General features: G+C 65.7%; 15 protein-coding genes and 1 pseudogene. 2 read left to right on the top strand and 14 right to left on the bottom strand.

Annotation, left to right across the window (positions count from 1 at the left end):
- Positions 1-124 precede the first annotated feature (124 nt).
- The 14 genes from HMJ39_RS03795 to HMJ39_RS03730 all read right to left on the bottom strand — a co-directional run bounded on the left by HMJ39_RS03795 (position 125) and on the right by HMJ39_RS03730 (position 14,116).
- A complete protein-coding gene (locus HMJ39_RS03795) occupies positions 125-979 on the bottom strand; it encodes a CheR family methyltransferase (protein WP_228462138.1) in 855 nt (284 codons plus the stop codon).
- On the bottom strand, positions 969-2,627 hold the full coding sequence (locus HMJ39_RS03790; RefSeq protein ID WP_194296338.1) for a methyl-accepting chemotaxis protein: 1,659 nt from the start codon (positions 2,625-2,627) through the stop codon (positions 969-971). The genes HMJ39_RS03795 and HMJ39_RS03790 overlap by 11 nt, the downstream gene beginning before the upstream one ends.
- Before the next feature lie 44 nt (positions 2,628-2,671).
- Positions 2,672-3,169 (bottom strand): chemotaxis protein CheW, encoded by a 498-nt coding sequence (locus HMJ39_RS03785; protein WP_194296337.1) that lies wholly within the window; start codon positions 3,167-3,169, stop codon positions 2,672-2,674.
- Positions 3,166-5,280 (bottom strand): chemotaxis protein CheA, encoded by a 2,115-nt coding sequence (gene cheA, locus HMJ39_RS03780; protein WP_194296336.1) that lies wholly within the window; start codon positions 5,278-5,280, stop codon positions 3,166-3,168. Before cheA ends, HMJ39_RS03785 begins: the two co-directional genes overlap by 4 nt.
- A gap of 2 nt (positions 5,281-5,282) precedes the next feature.
- Positions 5,283-6,155, bottom strand: a complete 873-nt coding sequence (gene motB, locus HMJ39_RS03775; RefSeq protein WP_194296335.1) for a flagellar motor protein MotB — start codon at positions 6,153-6,155, stop codon at positions 5,283-5,285.
- A complete protein-coding gene (gene motA, locus HMJ39_RS03770; protein WP_194296334.1) occupies positions 6,152-7,027 on the bottom strand; it encodes a flagellar motor stator protein MotA in 876 nt (291 codons plus the stop codon). The genes motB and motA overlap by 4 nt, the downstream gene beginning before the upstream one ends.
- Before the next feature lie 164 nt (positions 7,028-7,191).
- Positions 7,192-7,737 (bottom strand): flagellar transcriptional regulator FlhC, encoded by a 546-nt coding sequence (gene flhC, locus HMJ39_RS03765; protein ID WP_194296333.1) that lies wholly within the window; start codon positions 7,735-7,737, stop codon positions 7,192-7,194.
- A 9-nt stretch (positions 7,738-7,746) separates the two neighbouring features.
- Entirely contained in the window at positions 7,747-8,052 is a 306-nt protein-coding gene (flhD, locus tag HMJ39_RS03760; protein WP_194296332.1) for a flagellar transcriptional regulator FlhD, read from the bottom strand.
- Positions 8,053-8,626: 574 nt separating this feature from the next.
- Complete coding sequence (locus HMJ39_RS03755; RefSeq protein WP_194296331.1) at positions 8,627-8,920, bottom strand: EscU/YscU/HrcU family type III secretion system export apparatus switch protein; 294 nt, start codon at positions 8,918-8,920, stop codon at positions 8,627-8,629.
- Entirely contained in the window at positions 8,901-10,073 is a 1,173-nt protein-coding gene (locus tag HMJ39_RS19130; RefSeq protein ID WP_194296330.1) for a flagellar hook-length control protein FliK, read from the bottom strand. The genes HMJ39_RS03755 and HMJ39_RS19130 overlap by 20 nt, the downstream gene beginning before the upstream one ends.
- Positions 10,070-10,474, bottom strand: a complete 405-nt coding sequence (locus HMJ39_RS03745; RefSeq protein WP_194296329.1) for a flagellar protein FliT — start codon at positions 10,472-10,474, stop codon at positions 10,070-10,072. The genes HMJ39_RS19130 and HMJ39_RS03745 overlap by 4 nt, the downstream gene beginning before the upstream one ends.
- Positions 10,471-10,896: a flagellar export chaperone FliS gene (gene fliS, locus HMJ39_RS03740; protein WP_194296328.1), complete on the bottom strand. Its 426-nt coding sequence runs from the start codon at positions 10,894-10,896 to the stop codon at positions 10,471-10,473. The genes HMJ39_RS03745 and fliS overlap by 4 nt, the downstream gene beginning before the upstream one ends.
- A 25-nt stretch (positions 10,897-10,921) precedes the next feature.
- The gene (gene fliD, locus HMJ39_RS03735) at positions 10,922-12,271 is read right to left on the bottom strand and encodes a flagellar filament capping protein FliD (RefSeq protein ID WP_194296327.1); all 1,350 of its coding nucleotides are present in this window, start codon (positions 12,269-12,271) and stop codon (positions 10,922-10,924) included.
- Between the two features lie 180 nt (positions 12,272-12,451).
- On the bottom strand, positions 12,452-14,116 hold the full coding sequence (locus HMJ39_RS03730; RefSeq protein ID WP_194296326.1) for an HD domain-containing phosphohydrolase: 1,665 nt from the start codon (positions 14,114-14,116) through the stop codon (positions 12,452-12,454).
- Between the two features lie 220 nt (positions 14,117-14,336).
- Between HMJ39_RS03730 and HMJ39_RS03725 the strand changes: the two genes are divergently transcribed.
- Together HMJ39_RS03725 and HMJ39_RS19190 are read left to right on the top strand one after the other, a co-directional pair.
- Complete coding sequence (locus HMJ39_RS03725; RefSeq protein WP_194296325.1) at positions 14,337-15,467, top strand: FliC/FljB family flagellin; 1,131 nt, start codon at positions 14,337-14,339, stop codon at positions 15,465-15,467.
- A 177-nt stretch (positions 15,468-15,644) separates the two neighbouring features.
- Positions 15,645-16,025: pseudogene (locus HMJ39_RS19190) on the top strand (tetratricopeptide repeat protein); the annotation flags it as partial.
- Positions 16,026-16,053: the final 28 nt, after the last annotated feature.

The raw sequence follows: 16,053 nt of genomic DNA, 5'->3' as shown, positions 1-16,053 counted from the left end.
GCCGAATCATCAACGCACAGCACCGTTATTTTTTTTCCGCCCAAGATCGGTCTCCCCTGCTTCGAACGCCGGCGCGTGGCGGACGTCTTCCTTGTTCTGGTTATCGGCGGCGGCGTCGTGTTCTTTAGCGCACCGGCGTATAAACGGTCTGGCCGCGCAGACGGAACCGGTCGCTGATGTAGGAAAAGCTTTCCGAATGGCCGGCGAACAGCAGGCCGTCCGGCTTCAGCAGGGGCGCGAAGCGCTCCAGAATGCGCGCCTGGGTGTCGCGGTCGAAATAGATCATCACGTTGCGGCAGAAGATGGCGTCGAATGGGGGCTCCACGCGCCAGCCCGGCGCCACCAGGTTGAGTGGCTCGAAGCGCACCCGCGCCGCCACCTCCGGGCGTACCCGGGCGAAGCCGGCGCGCCGGCCGCTGCCGCGCTGAAAAAAGCGGCGCCGCCGGCTTTCCTCGATCTTGTTCACCTGGGCCAGGGGGTAGACGCCCAGGCGCGCGCGATCCAGGGCCTCGGTGTCGATGTCGGTGGCCAGTACCTGGATGTCGGCCCGGTCGCCCAGGGTCTCCAGCAATGTCATGGCGATGGAATAGGGTTCCTCGCCGGTGGAGGCGCCGGCGCTCCATACCCGCACCGGCCCGCCGCGACCGCGCAGATGCTCCGCCAGCAACGGAAAGTGGTGCGCCTCGCGGAAAAAGGCGGTGAGGTTAGTGGTGAGGGTGTTGGTGAAGGCTTCCCACTCCGGGCCGCTGGGGTCCTCCTCCAGCCGGGTCAGGTAGTCCTGAAAGCGCGCCAGCCCCTGCTGACGCACGCGCCGGCCCACGCGGCTGTAGACCATGTCGCGCTTATGCGCGGCCAACACGATGCCGGCGCGCCGGTAGATCAGCGCGCGGATGCGATCGAAGTCAGCGTCGCGGAACACCAGGTCCCGATCCGCTGTGCCGAAGACATCGGCACGGTACTGCTCGGCGTTATCGCTCAATGCCCGAGAACTCCCCACCCGTGCCAACGGCACGGCGATTGGTGACGGTGCGCGGCGGCGGGTTTTCATGCCCCCCCTTTAGCCTGAACACCCCCATGGAATGCGTCAGCATCCGAACCTGCCGCTCCAGGGAAGCAGCGGCACTAGCCGAGGCTTGTACCCGGTCGGTGTTCTGGCGCGTCACCGCGTCCATCTGTGCCACCGCCTGGTTGATCTGATTGATGCCGGTATTCTGTTCCTCGGAGGCGGCGCGAATGTCGTCCATGATGTCGTTGACCCGGGTCACCGAGGCAACCACGGACTCGACGGCGCTCTCCGCCCGCCGCACCAGGTCGGCGCCACTTTCGATCTCGCGGCCGGAACCGTCGATCAGTTGGCGGATTTCGCGAGCGGCCTCGGAGGAACGTCCGGCCAGGTTGCGCACTTCCTCGGCGACCACGGCGAAACCCCGGCCGTGCTCGCCGGCGCGCGCCGCTTCCACGGAGGCGTTGAGCGCCAGAATATTGGTTTGGAAGGCAATGCCATCAATGGTGCCGATAATCACCGCCATGCGCTCGGAGCTGGTGGTGATGCGCCCCATGGTATCCACCACCTGGCCCATCACCTGGCCGCTCTCGGACACCGCCCGGGAAGCGTCCGACGCCAGCTCGCTGGCCTGGCGGGCGTTGTCCGCGTTCTGGCTCACGGTGGCGGTCATCTGTTCCATGCTAGCGGCGGTCTGCTGCAGTGAGCTGGCCTGCTGCTCGGACCGGGACGACAGGTCCTCGTTGCCCTCGGCGATGTCCCGCGCCGCCGGCGCCACCACGGTCATGCCCTGGTGCACATGGCCGACGATGCTGCCCAGACTTCGGCGCATCAGCTTCAGGCCCATGACCAGCATGCCCAGTTCACCGCCCATACGGCCCGGCGGTCGCGCCGCGAGATTGCCGGCGGCGATCTGCAGGGTAAACTTGCCGGCGGTGAGCACCGGCGCCAGCACCGAGCGGGTCACCAGACGGAAGCCCAGGGCCAGCAACGGCACACCGGCGGCGGCCAGGGCGATGAGCAGGGCCCGGGACAACCCGGCGCCCTCCGCCAGCCCGCGCAGGCCGACGCCGGCGGTGGCCAGCACCAGGGCGGCGGCGGCGATGAACAAAAAGCTCATGCGGCTGCTCACCGAATGCGGGTTCCAGCGGCGCAGAGCCGCCAGCGGGCCGCGCCGGCGCACCTCGCCCTTGTGCAAGTAGAGATGGCGGCCGCGGCCTTCGCGCAGAGCGGCGTAATCGCGCTCGGCGGCGTCGATGGAGGGACGGTCGGCCTTCAGGCGCACGGATACGAAACCGACGATCTCGCCGTCCTCGGTGACCGGGGTGACGTGGGCGCGCACCCAGTAGTGGTCACCGTTCTTGCGGCGGTTCTTAACCAGGCCAATCCAGATGTCGCCGCCCTTGATGCACGCCCACATGTTCTCGAACGCGACTTCCGGCATGTCCGGATGACGTACGATGTTGTGTGGCGCGCCCACCAGCTCGTCGTTGTCGAAACCGCTCACCGCCACGAAGGCCGGGTTGGCATAGGTGATACGCCCGCGCAAGTTGGTGCGCGAGATCAGAAAGTCATCGGATTCAAGCTGGTACTCGCGCTGGGTCACCGGCTGGTTATCACGCATCACGCCTTCCCTTTATCGTGGCTATTGTCATGGTCCCTGGGCGCTTACTCGCTGGCTTCTTCCACCAGCGCCATTTCCTCGCTGGTCAGAAGTTTCTCGATGTCCACCAGCACCAGCATGCGGTCGTCCAGATTGCCCAGGCCGTGGATGTAATCCAGCGGCAGGCTGACGCCGAATTCCGGGGCCGGTTTGCGCTGCTCGGCGGTGAGGGTCATGACGTCGGAAACGCGGTCGACCACGATGCCCACCACGCGATCCGCGATGTTCACCACGATCACCACGGTCTGATCGTCGTACTCGGCCTTGGCGAGACGAAACTTGATGCGCAGGTCGACGATCGGCACGATCACGCCGCGCAGGTTGGCCACGCCTTTGATGAACTCCGGAGCGTTGGCGATGCGGGTGACATTGTCGTAGCCGCGGATCTCCTGAACCTTGAGGATGTCGATGGCGTACTCTTCCTCGCCCAGGGAGAACACCAGGAATTCCTGGCTGCCGGCTTCCGCGGCGACGGTGTGATCCAAAGCGGTGGCGTTGCTCATGACGGTTCTACCTCTTTTTCCAAAGGTTGGGAGCGATTCTCGAAGATACGGTTTTCTTTCTTGCTCTGGCTGAGCCGGTGCAGGTCCGCCACATCCAGAATCAGCGCCACGCTGCCATCGCCGAGAATGGTGGCGGCGGACACGCCGGGCACCTTGCGGTAATTGGTTTCCAGGTTCTTGACCACCACCTGCTGCTGGCCCACCAGTTCATCCACCAGCAGGGCGTAGCGGCGCCCCTCGCCCTGAACGATCACGGCGATGGCGCGGGTCGCCTCGGTGATGGCGCCGGCCACATCCATGGCCTGGTGCACGGCCACCACCGGCAGGTAGTCCTCGCGGACCTTGAGCAGGGTGTCGTCGCCGGCCATGGCGTAGAGATCGCCGGCCGCCGGCTGCAGGGATTCCACCACCGCGCTCACCGGCAGAATGAAGGTTTCCTTGCCGACGCGGATCGACATGCCGTCCAGGATCGCCAGGGTCAGCGGCAGCACGATGCGGGTGGTGGTGCCCTGCCCCGGCTGGGAGAGAATTTCCACGTGGCCGCCCATGGCCTGGATGTTGCGCTTGACCACGTCCATGCCGACGCCCCGGCCGGACACGTCGCTGACTTCCTCGGCGGTGGAAAAGCCCGGCGCGAAGATCAGCTGCCAGACCTCGTCGTCGCTCATGGAATCGGATACCACCAGGCCACTGCTGCGCGCCTTGGCGAGCAGCTTTTCGCGGTTCAGGCCGGCGCCGTCGTCGATCACCTCGATAAGGATGTTGCCGCCCTGGTGCTGGGCGGAGAGGGTGAGCTTGCCGGTGCGTGGCTTGCCGGCGGCCTCGCGACGCTCCGGGGTTTCGATGCCGTGGTCCAGGCTGTTGCGTACCAGATGGGTAAGAGGGTCGATGATCCGTTCGGTGAGGCCCTTGTCCAGCTCCGTGGATTTGCCCTCGGTGACCAGCTCCACGTCCTTGTCGAGCTTGCCGGCCAGGTCGCGAACCAGGCGCGGGAAACGGCTGAACACATAGTCCATGGGCACCATGCGCACCGACATCACCGCCTCCTGCAAATCCCGGGCGGTGCGCTGCAGCAGGTTGAGGCCGTTGACCAGGGCGCCGTCGTCCAGGGTTTCGGAATCCTCCGCCACCTGGTTGAGCATGGACTGGGTAATGATCAGTTCGCCCACCAGATTGATGATCTGGTCCACCTTGGTGACCGGCACGCGGATGGAGGTGGATTCGTTGCTCTTGGCGGCCTTGGCCGGCGCCTTCTCGGCGGGCGGCGCCGACCTGGCGCCGTCGGCCTTGGCGTCGCCCGGCGCCGGGCTCGCCTCGGCCGCGTTGGGCGCGGCTTCGTTGGTCCCGGCCTCGGAGGTCGTGGCCGCGGCCGCCGCGACAGCGGGGGGCTCGGAAGCCGCCGGCGCCGCGTCGAGCGCCTTGATCTCCAACTGTTCGGGTTCGGCGATAAAGCACATCACCGCTTCGATGTCGTCGGCGCTCAGCGAAGACGACAGGGTCACGCGGTAGCGCTCGGCGTCGCCGTCCCGGGTCTCGATGTCGCCGAGCTGGCCCAGTTCCTCGATGAGCAATTCCCGGTCCTTGTCATCGACGCCCAGCAACACCACTTCGAACCGCCCGCCGGCGGCGGAGGCCGCCTCCCCGGCCGGTTCCGGGGGCGGTGACGGGGCCACCGCGTCGGCGGCGGGCGGCGGCGCATGCGCCTCCACGTCCGCTTCCTCGCCGATTTCCTCCAGGGCCAGCCGCCGCAGGGTCTCGCAGATCCGCTCCAGGGCCTCGGGGTCGGGCTCGCCGCCCTGGCGATAGGCATCCAGTTGGTCGTTCAACATGTCTTTGGCTTCCAGAAAGGTATCGACGATGTCGCGGCGCAGGGCCAGTTCCCCGCGCCGGGTGTAGTCGAGCAGGTTCTCCAGCAGATGGGTGGTGCGTTGCAGCGCCTCGAACCCGAAGGTGCCGGCGCCGCCCTTGATCGAGTGGGCGGCCCGGAAGATGGCGTTGAGCCGTTCCTGATCCGGGTTGTCCACGTCCAGCTCCAGAAGATGGGATTCCATCTCCGCCAGCAGTTCGTCCGCTTCCTCGAAAAAGGTGTCGTAGAAATCGGTGATATCCATGATCACTCCACAACCGGTTGTGCGGGGGTGCCCAGGCCGTCCGGCCGGCTCGCCGCGCGCAGGCGCCGGGCGGCCTGGTCGGTGAGCACCTCCAGGGTGATGCGGCGATTGACCGGATCGCCGGGGTTGCTGCCTGGCACCGGAACCCGGTCGCCCATGCCGGTCACGCGCAGCAGCTTGTCCGGGTCCAGGCCGGCCGCCACCAGTTCCCGGCGCGAGGCATTGGCGCGGTCCGCGGACAGCTCCCAGTTGCTGTAGCCGGTGTCGCCGCCGGCGTAGCGCAGGCTGTCGGTGTGGCCGCTGATGCTGAGCCGGTTGGGCACGTCGTTGAGGATCGGCGCCAGCGAGCGCAGCAGGTCCCGCATGGCCGCCGACACCTGGTCGCTGCCCAACTCGAACATGGGCTTTTCCTGGGTATCCATGAGTTGCACGCGCAGCCCCTCCGGGGTCATTTCAAAGCGCATCTGATCGCGCAGGTCGCGCAGGGCCGGGTCGTTCCGGATCACGCTCTCGATGCGCCGGCGCAGGTCGATGAAGCGCTGGCGCTCCTCCGCCGGCCGGCTTTGCCGGCGCAGGTCGATGCGCGCTTGCTCGCCGTCGGAGTGGGCCGGGTCCGGCCCGCCGCCGGGGATCGCGCTGGTGCTGGCTGAATCCCGGTCGCCGTTGGTCATCGCCACCTTGAGGGGCGTGCGGAAGTATTCCGCCAGCCCCTGCAGTTCCGCCGGCGACGCCGTGGACAGAATCCACAACACCAGGAACAGCGCCATCAGGGCGGTCATGAAATCCGCCAGGGCGATTTTCCAGGCTCCGCCATGGTGCTCCGGCGCGCTACGCCGGGGCCGGCGGACGATGACGGCGCGGCGCCCGTTGCTCATCCTTCCGCGACCCCGCCGGACCGGGCCGACCGCACATGCTCCTCGAGCTCGTCAAAGGACGGCCGTTCGGCGCTGTGCAGCGCCTTGCGGCCGAACTCCACCGCCAGCTGAGGCGCGTAGCCGTTCAGGTTGGCCAGCAGGGTCACGCGCACGCACTGCAGCATCTTCACCCCTTCCGCCACCTGCCGGTCGATGCGGCTGGCGAGCGGATTGATGAAACCGTAGGCGAGCAGGATGCCCAGAAAGGTCCCGACCAGAGCGTGGGCGATCATCATACCCATCTGATCGGCGCCGGAATCCGCCGATGCCAGCGCCTTCACCACGCCCAATACCGCCGCCACGATCCCGAAAGCGGGCAAGGCGTCGCCGACCTTGAGCAGGGCATCGGCGGGGATGTGAGCCTCGTGTTCGTAGGCCTCAATCTCATGGGTCATGAGTTCGTCGAGCTCAAACGGTTCAACGCTGCCGCTGACCATCAAACGCAGATAGTCGGTGATGAACCCCATGATCAGTGGGTCCGCCGCGATGCGTGGATGCTCGGAGAACAACACGCTGTCCTGGGGATTCTCGATGTCCTTCTCGACACCCAGAACCCCTTCGCGACGCATCTTGGTGAGCAGCTTGTACTGCAGCGCCATGAGTTCCATGTACATGGACTTGTCGTAACGTTTGGTGCGCTTGAGACGGCTCGCCGAGCGGAATGTCGCCTTAATGGCCTTGCCGTTATTAGCGGCGACGAAGGCCCCCACCGCCGAGCCCACGATCATCAGGATTTCGGTGGGCTGATAGAGCGGCCCCAGGTTTCCGCCGGACAGCGAGAAGCCGCCAAAAACAGAAATCGCGACAATCAGAAAACCTAGAGGTATCAGCACAACGGGTGTCCTTCCTACAGCGTGGATCGCATTACCGTCCGTATCGGCGGGAACACCCCGGACTTGAGGGAAACGGGTAGGAATTTATCCGGCGGCGGTTTGCCGCGCGCGCAGGGGACCCGCCGCGTGACGGCACGGCGGGGAGAGAACAACGAGGGCCGGTATCAGGCGCCGATGGCCTTACCGGCGGCCGGCTTCTTTCGCGTCTTGCCAGCCCGGGAGGGTGGCTGACAGATGCCGCACACGAAATCCTGACTGGGCGTGTGGGCGTGGTTGACGAACCGCCCACCGCAACAGGTGCAATCGGACAGCTCGAACAGGCCACTCTCGAAGAAGCGGATCAGGGTCCAGGCCCGGGTCAGTCCGAGCACCGGCTCCGCCTCGTCCAGTGCCACCTGTTCCAGATACAGGCGATATGCCTTTACGAACCCTTCCATGCGCTCGCAGCCCTTCTGTTCGGTGAGCTGCCGGTAGTAACCGTAGAACAGCGAGGAGTGGATGTTCGGCAACCAGGTAATGAACCAGTCCGTGGAGAACGGCAGCATCCCCTTGGGCGGCGACGCGCCCCTCACTTCCTTGTACAGCCGGATCAGCCGCCCACGGCTCAATCCGATTTCCGACTCCAGTACCTGCAGCCGGGCCCCCAGTTCGATCAGTTCAATGGCGAGCCGCACCTGCTGCATCTCGCCCACCAGACTCTTCTCCGCCATGACACCCCCTCAGTAGTCACAGGCCGCCATGAGCAGGGAGGCATGGGTCTGGCCCAAGCCCTGCTCGCGTTTGTCCCGGGTAAGCTGGGTCACCTGGTCGGCGTCATCGAGATGCATGCGGAACAGCAGCTGGTTGGTGCGCGCCATGCGCGCCAACTGCTTGGTGGACAGCGATACCAACACCCGGGCCAGCGATTCGTCGATCTTCAGCCGAAACAGGGCGGTAGTGTAATCCTCGTTCAGAAGACGCTGCGCCAGCAGCATGTAGGACAGATTCAGATCCTGGATTTCATTGAGAACGCCGTCGATGTTCATGGGTGCGCTTGCTCCTTCGATAACCCCAACCGGGCGAAACCCGGTTCCCGTTTTGAACGAAAGCCCGGACCTGAAAGCAGGGCCGCGGCCTTCCTCCGGTGTCCGTCCAGTCCTTGTCGTGACGGTCACCGCAATAAATAAGAATAAAGTGCTAGTAGCACTTGGATGGTAAGTGATTTGAGTTGGCATCTTATGGTTGAAACGTATCACAGTTTTGCCGGAAAGCTCATACTTTATTGCCAAAAAAATCACCGGGTGATCGGCTTTTTGTGATGTCCGTCACAGTATAGAATTTGGTCAACAAATCGACCTATGGGTGTCATCGGGGAGGTTGGCCTGTTCAAGCCGGAAATACGTGGTTTGCCCTGTATTCTTATTTTTTCTCTTTAATAACAGTCAGTTACCCTATATTTTCCAGATCTTACCGGTGAGTTATTGGGACCATCGTCATCGCAATATGCAACACTGTAATAATGACTTTGTTGCAGCTCTTCGTGAAACACTCAGAAACAAGGAATCAGGTCACAGAAAGTCGCTCTCACTTACTATTGGCAAACTTACTCATACTTTAAGCTTAGCCTCGATTCCGCTCCCCCTCCCTCTCATCCAGGTCCCGGACCCAGACCAGCAGTTCCGCGATCACCTGGTACAGCGTGGAAGGTATGCGCTCGTCCACATCCAGCCGCATCAACAGTGCCACCAGCTCCGGCGCGTCATGCACGAAAATGTCCCGCCGCCGGGCCTCCGCGATGATGCGTTCGGCCAGCTCGCCATAACCACGCGCCAGCACCCTCGGGGCATCGCCCCCCTCGCGATAGGCCAGCGCCACCGCCCGGCGGCGCGGGGCGTCAGGGCGTTGATCGGTCATCGCCGTTCTCCTCGGTGACGGTGACCCGGACATCACCCAGGCCCAGATTCACCAGCCGCTCGCGCAGGCGGCCACCGCCGGCGCGCAGTCGTCGCGCGGTCTCATCGCCGGCGGCAAGCGTAAGATCAAGGCGATCCCCGCCCAGCACCACCTTGATCCGTACCTCGCCGAGGGCGGGCAGGCTCAGGGTCAGCCCGGTGCGCCAGGTGTCCGACGGCGACTCCTCGCCCTCGCCTTCCCCTTCACCGGCCTGCCCCTCGCGGTGCTCCGGCGAGCCGTCCGGGAGCTGGATCATCAATGCCATGAACACGCCGGACCAGACGTCGCCCTCCCAACGCAGCACCGGGGTGGCGAGCATCTCCAGTTGGTGGCGCAGGACCCCGTGCAGCGCATCCCGCTGGGTCTCGGACAGCGCCGGCGCCGGGCGCGGCTCGCCGCCACGGGCCTCCTCGGCGCCGGATTCGGCGCCGGCGGGCAACGCCTGACCGGACGCCGGCGTTGTCCGCTCCGGGGCCCCGGGCGGCGCCGGGGAAGAGGCGGCGGCGGTCGGCGGCGCGTTGGCCGGGCCCGCCGGCGGCGAGGTCGCGGCGCCACGGGCCGGACCGGCGCCCTCCGCGCCCGGCGGCGCCGGCGTGGCCGCCCTCGCCTCCAGGAACACTCTCATCTGCGGTTCCCGGACCAGGGTGGCGGCGTCACGCCGGCCCTGGAACCAGCCTTGTAGATGGGATTCGTAGAACAGGCCGCTCTGCTCCAGGCTGCCACGCAGGCGCGCGGCCAACTCCGGGGCGCCCTGCTCGGCGGGGGCCATCAGTGGCGCCGGCGGACGCACCGCCGAGGGCGGCGCCGGATAACGGGCGAGCAGGTCGGCGATGGTGCGCGCGGCGGGGCTGAAGTGGGTGCGGGTGGAGCCAGGGGCGGTGTCCGGGGCCGGCGCGGCTGGCGCCCCGGACCGGGCCTCGCCGGCGGCGGCGCCGCTTTCACGGGCCGGCAGGGCGCGGGGGTCGAGCCGCGAATCGCTGCGCACCGCCGGTGGCGCCTCGGCGCCCAGCAAGGGCTTCACCGGGTCGGGCAGCGGCCGCTCCAGGGGCACGTCGACCCGTTTTCCCAACACCTGGTGCAGCAAGGTGTCGAGGATCGGCGTGATGCCGCTCACGGCCGCTCTTTATCGAAGCGCGGCCGGCCGTCCACCACGGCGGCCTCCTGGGCGCCGTAGGAGCGGTTCAGGTCGCGGCGTCGCCGTGACAGGCCGATCAGCTGGTCCAGTTCCTGGCGACGGCTTTCCAGACAACCGCGCACACCGCGTTCGCGTTCCAGAAGACGTTCCAGAACCTCCGCCTTGCGGTGCCGCTGAAACTCGTTGAGCTGTATCGATGTCTCGCCCCGGGCCAGGCGTTCCACCTCCAGCACGTATTGGCTCTCCTCGTCGATGAGCCCGTTCCAATCCTGGTCGCGGGCGCATTCGAGCATTCGCCCGGTGCGCTCCAGCAACGCCTCGTAGGCCTGCAGGACCTGTTCGCCGGTGGCGGGGGCACGGCTGGGGGCGGTTTTCGTCATTCGTCCCCCTGCGCCGTCGCGGGCTCGATCTGGCGCCAGGCGGACGCGATGTCCGCCAGCAAACGGCCGGCCTCATCCAGGCTGGCGCGGTCGTTACGCAGGTTGGCGTTGAGCAGCAGCCGGGCGACGTAGTCGTACAGGGACGCCAGCCGTTCCGCCACTTCACCGCCCTTGTCCCGGTCCAGGGCCGCCAGCAGGCCGTTGTTGACGATGTCCAGGGCCTTGGAGATGGCCGCGCCTTTCTCCGCCGGCCGCTGGTTGTCCATGTGCAGCCCGGCGGTGCGGATGGCCGAGGCCGCGCCGTCGAACAGCATGGTGATCAGCTGATGGGGACTGGCGGCCATGACACCGCTTTCCACTCCAACCCGGGCATAGGCCCCGGCGCCGCGGCCGTAGGCGGCCGCCCCTCGTGATGTTGTCATAATCCCCTTCCTTCCGGCATGACGGTTATTGGCCCAGTTGTGCGTTGAGGGCATCGAATTGCTGCGTGAGGTAGGAACTGGTGGAGTTCATCTCCGCGATCATGCTGTCCAACTGCTGGAACTGGGTCCGGTAGCGGGCCAGGGTGCTGTTGATACGCTCTTCGGTTCGGGTGTACTGGTTCTGCAGAGTGTCAATGCTCGTTTCCAGCCCTTCGGTGGCATCGTCCAGGGTGCCGCCGTCATCCACCATTTCCGACAGGGCGTCGTCGAGCCGCACCGCCAGGCCATCCCGGTCAACGGTGCCGGTAAAGAAGTCCGCAAGGGCTCCCAACTGATTGTCCACGGCGTCGTCCACGGCCTCCTCGTCCACCTCCAGGGTGCCGTCCACCTTGAGGGTGATGCCCAGGTCGGCCAGGGTGTTGAACTCGCCGCCGCCGGCGCCGCCGCTGATCACCGAGCGCAGCCGGGATTCGATGCCCCGCAGGGTGGCATCGCCCAGCAGGGCCCCACTCTCGCCGGTTTCCTGATTAAAGCGGGTCAAGGTATCGAGGGTTTCTTGCAGGGTGTTGTAGGCCTCGGCGAAGTCCTTTACCGCTTTCTTGATGCCGGCGCCGTCACGCGTCACGTCCAGAGTGGCGGTACCGGTTTCGCGAAGATTGAGCGTGACGCCCTGAATGGCGCCCTCTACCTGGTTGCTTTGACTGATCACCTCAATGCCATTGACCGTGAGCTTGGCGTTCAGCGCCGGCACTTCGGAATTCTGGTCCAGCGCCAGGGCATCGCCCAGGCCACCGCTGAAGGTGACTTCGTCGATGGCCGCCTCGGTGCCGGTTTCCGTGGAGGACAGCACCAGCCGGTAGGGAGTGTCGCCGCCATCATTCATCAACGCCGCCTGCACCCCGCCGCCAGCGTCGTTGATGGCGTCGCGGATACCTTCCAGCGTGCTCTGCTTCTCACCGACCTCCACGTTCAGAGTGTCGCCATTGGCAAGGGCGATGTTCAGCGCGCCAGCACCCAGCCGTTCATCGGCGGCGCCGATGCCCTGGGTGGCGATGCTGTAGCCCCGCGCACGCCGGGCCACTTCCAGATCATAATTGCCGGTGAGCGCGTCGTCGCCCAGGGTGGCACCCAGCGCATCGCCGGTGACTTCATTTTTCACCGCCTCGAACTGCTTGCCGTCGGCAAGCTTGGCCACCGCGTCCTGAAAACCGGTGAGCGCGCTTTCCAGCCGGCCGTAGGCGGAGATCTTCGCCTGGTGACTTTGCTGTTTCTGGACGATCGGCGTCAGCTGCTGGCGCTCGGACGCTTCCAACTGATCCAGCAGGCCGTTGAGGTCGAGCCCGGAACCGATACCCAGCGATGAGATTGAGGCCATCTTTCTGTGCTTCCTGTGTTCACCGGGGAGTATTGTCACCGGACCAGTCGCCCCGGTAGCGGCGGAATAAAGCCCGGCAAGGTTCGCTTTTCCAGGCTATCGGCGTATTCGGGCGGGACTTTAGGGGAAATCGGCGCCGTGTGGGCCACGGCGCCAAGGTGGGAACCCGGCTTGGGCGAATCAGTCCGCCGGCGCCGGCACGGTGGCTTCCGGCTCGCCGTGCCGGGCCAGTGCCTCGCCGTCCAGCCAGCCGCCGTCCTCGGCGCGCAGACGCACCCGCGACGGCAGGCCCCGCTCGTCCAGGGCGGCCACGCGCCCCAGGAGACCGTCCGCGTAACGCACCAGGCAGCCTACTGGCCAACGCCCGAAATGGGCCCGATAACGCGCCACCCATTGCGGATCGAACCGCGCGCTGTTGCGCTCCAGCCAGGCATGGATGTCCTCGGTACTCCAAGGCTCGCGCCCGGGGCGCTGGCGGGACAGGATGTCCACCACATCCACCACCGACGCAAGCCGGGCCAATTCGCTGAGGTCGGCGCCGCCACGGTGATTCGGGTAGCCACTGCCATCCAGGCGCTCGTTGATGTCGCGCACCACGGCTTCCACCACCGGCGTGGACAACCAGCCGCACCGGTCAATGCGCTGCAGCAACATCGGCACATGCCCCTGCAGCCAGCGATGCTGGCGCGCGTCCAGCACCGGCAAGGCCAGCAATTCCCGAGGCAGCAAAGCCTTGCCCAGATCATGCACCATGGCCGCCGCGGCCAGCGCCTTGCACAGGGCGTGAGGCATGGACTGGGCGCGCGCGAAGTCCAGCAAGTGCACCGCCACTCCCAAACCGTGGCGGACCAGCAACGGCTCGTCCGCCAGGCAGCGAGACGCGAACAGCAGCGCCTCGCGGTCCTCTTCATGCAAATCCAGCAGACGCTCCGCCTGGCGGGAAAGCTGCACCGGGTCGATGTGTTCCCCCTGACGCAGGGCCAGCATCTGGTTGCCCAACCAGGCGGCGCAGGGCGCCAGCCTGTCCACCATGGGCACCGAGGGAAACTGCGAGCCGACCGGGGCTCTCAATGGAGCCGGTGCCGCCGCCCGGAACAGGGACGAGGCGGCCAGATGGGTCCGGTCCCCGCCAGCCACCCGCGCCGCCTCCCGTTCCGCCTCGCGCACCATGAACCACAGCCGCCGTTCCTGGGCCACATCCAGCGCATCGAACTCGAAGCCCACGCCAACCGTGCCACGGGCAGGATCGGCGCTCAGATGGCGGAGCCGGGCCCCGATCCGGAAAAGGCTGCCATCGGGGAAAGTGATTTCCAGATCCAGCCTCTGATCCTTTTCCAGATCAGCATTCAGTCCGCTGGCCGCCAACTCCGCCCGACAACCGGTCAACGACAGATCGCGAAGATCCCCCAGGGCGGACAGGTTACTCTCCTGGTCGCGAACCAGAACCGACGCCTGCATGCCCAGACGCAGCTCCGCACGGAACGCGTCCCGCCGCTGCTGCCACTCCAGTCGCGCGGGATAGGCACAGTGCAACCATTGCCGCCCCTCCTCTTCGTGGACGCGCGTGGCCTTTAATACCGGCGTGCGTACCATACCGCCATCGCCCTGTCCGACCAGCCGGAAGCCCATGCCGCGACGCAGCTTGCCGATACGATCGCCAAGCGTGGTGACGTCCAGCAGCAGGGAGCGCTCACGCTCGTAGGACACGAGTACCACTGGTAAGGGGTCGCCGTCGCGCCCCTCCAGCGAAAGCGCCACTCCGCCCGGGCGGAGCAGATTGTTCAGCAGTTCCTCAATGCGGGCGGGATGCTCGACCCGTTCGAAGGTGTCGGGGGGTGCAGTCATTGGAAACGTCCTCGAATCGTACCTGGCCCAGTGTATCGGCTTTCCACCCGCCCCCTTTATATGCAAGTTTTTCAGGGGTCCTCGCCGGAGTCCGGCCAGACGCGGTGAACCTTTTTTTGTACCCAACCCTAAAGCCCGGGCCGCCGCCGCCGAAAAACGGGGTAACGGCCCGCGCCGTTGCTCTCAATCCAAACGGTGAAAACCAGAGAAGGACATCGCTATGTCAGTCATCAATACCAACATCACGGCCATGATCGGCCAGCAGAACCTGGGCAAATCCCAGAGCGCCCTGCAAACTTCCATGGAGCGCCTGTCCTCCGGCCTGCGCATCAACAGCGCCGCCGACGACGCCGCCGGCCAGGCCATCGCCAACCGCATGACCGCCCAGACCACCGGTCTGGCGCAGGCTCAGCGCAACGCCAACGACGGCATCTCCGTGGCCCAGACCGCGGAAGGCGCCCTCAACCAGGTGAACGACAACCTGCAGCGCATCCGTGAGCTGACCGTTCAAGCCCAGAACGACACCAACTCCCAGAGCGACCTGAACTCCATCCAGGACGAAATCGACCAGCGCCTGTCGGAGATCGACCGCATTTCCGGAGAGACTAACTTCAACGGCGTGAAGGTTCTGGCAGAGGACAACAAGTTCTCCATCCAGGTGGGCGCCAACGACGGCGAACAGATCACCATGAATCTCAAGGAGATCAACGCCGAGACGCTGAACCTGGATACCTTCAACGTGAACGGCTATGCCGGTTCTCTGACCGATGTGGACGCCACCGGCAGCTTTACTCTCACAGCCTCCGATACCGGCGACACCATCACTTATGATACCGGCGGTCCTGCCAGCGGCACGCTCGCCGACTCGATCACTATCCAGGACAGCGAAGGCAACGCCGTGACCGGTACGCTTCAAACCGACAGCGATGGCAATCAGTTCGTGACCGAAACGTCTTCTGGTGATGTGTTTGCCGTGAGTGACATCAAAGCTCTCAGCGATGGCGACAGCAATGGCACCGCTGACGATGCCACCATCACCGTGACGGTAGACAAAACCGCGGCGCTGGGCCAGAAATCGGATACGCCGCTCTCCGGCCTCGATTCCGCGCTCAGTGATGTGGACAGCCTGCGCTCCGAGCTGGGTGCCATGCAGAACCGCTTTGATTCCGCGATCAATAATCTGAGCACCACGGAAACCAACCTGTCCGCGGCCCGCTCCCGGATCGAGGACGCCGACTACGCGGTGGAAGTGTCCAACATGACCCGCGCGCAGATCCTGCAGCAGGCCGGCACCTCCGTTCTGGCCCAGGCCAACCAGGTTCCCCAGGGCGTTCTGTCCCTGCTGGGTTAACCATCGGGACCACGGGGCACGCCGTGCCCCGGCTTCCCATCAAGGCCCCTTCCCGGGGCCTTTTTCATGCGTGCCGGAAAAGCCGCTGAAAAGCCCGTTTAATCCCCCTTTTGGCGCCAACCAACCGCTGCTAGCCTGACCGCAACGCAACCCGCCAGCAGACCGCACGAGGCCGCTATGTCAGTCAAAACCCCAACCCACAGCCGCTTCGCGCGCACCAGGCAGGCTTACCAGCATGCTTGGCGCCACCGGGATTTCCATGCCGCCGAGAAACACGCCCGTTCGCTCGTGACTTATCACCCTAAAGAAGCGTTCTCCTGGCGGGCTTTGGGAGCCTGTTTCATGGAACTGGGCATGCCCGCCAAGGCACTGGAGTCCCTGGCGGAAGCAATCCGGATTGCGCCACATGACGCCCACATAGCGTATTTGGCCGGCACCGCCCACCGAGCGCTTAAGCACTGGGAAGCGGCCGAGGAGCAGTTGCAACGGGCACTGAGCCTGGACGCTGGGCACGCACTTGCACATGCGGAGTACGCCCGTATCCGTCTTGCCATTCGGGACACCGATGGCGCGCTGCAAACCATCC

Origin of the sequence: Alloalcanivorax profundimaris (genome assembly GCF_015265435.1) — a bacterium.
Lineage (GTDB): Bacteria > Pseudomonadota > Gammaproteobacteria > Pseudomonadales > Alcanivoracaceae > Alloalcanivorax > Alloalcanivorax profundimaris.
Note: the sequence above shows the minus strand (reverse complement) of the source record. Positions and strands in the feature narration are given on the sequence as shown.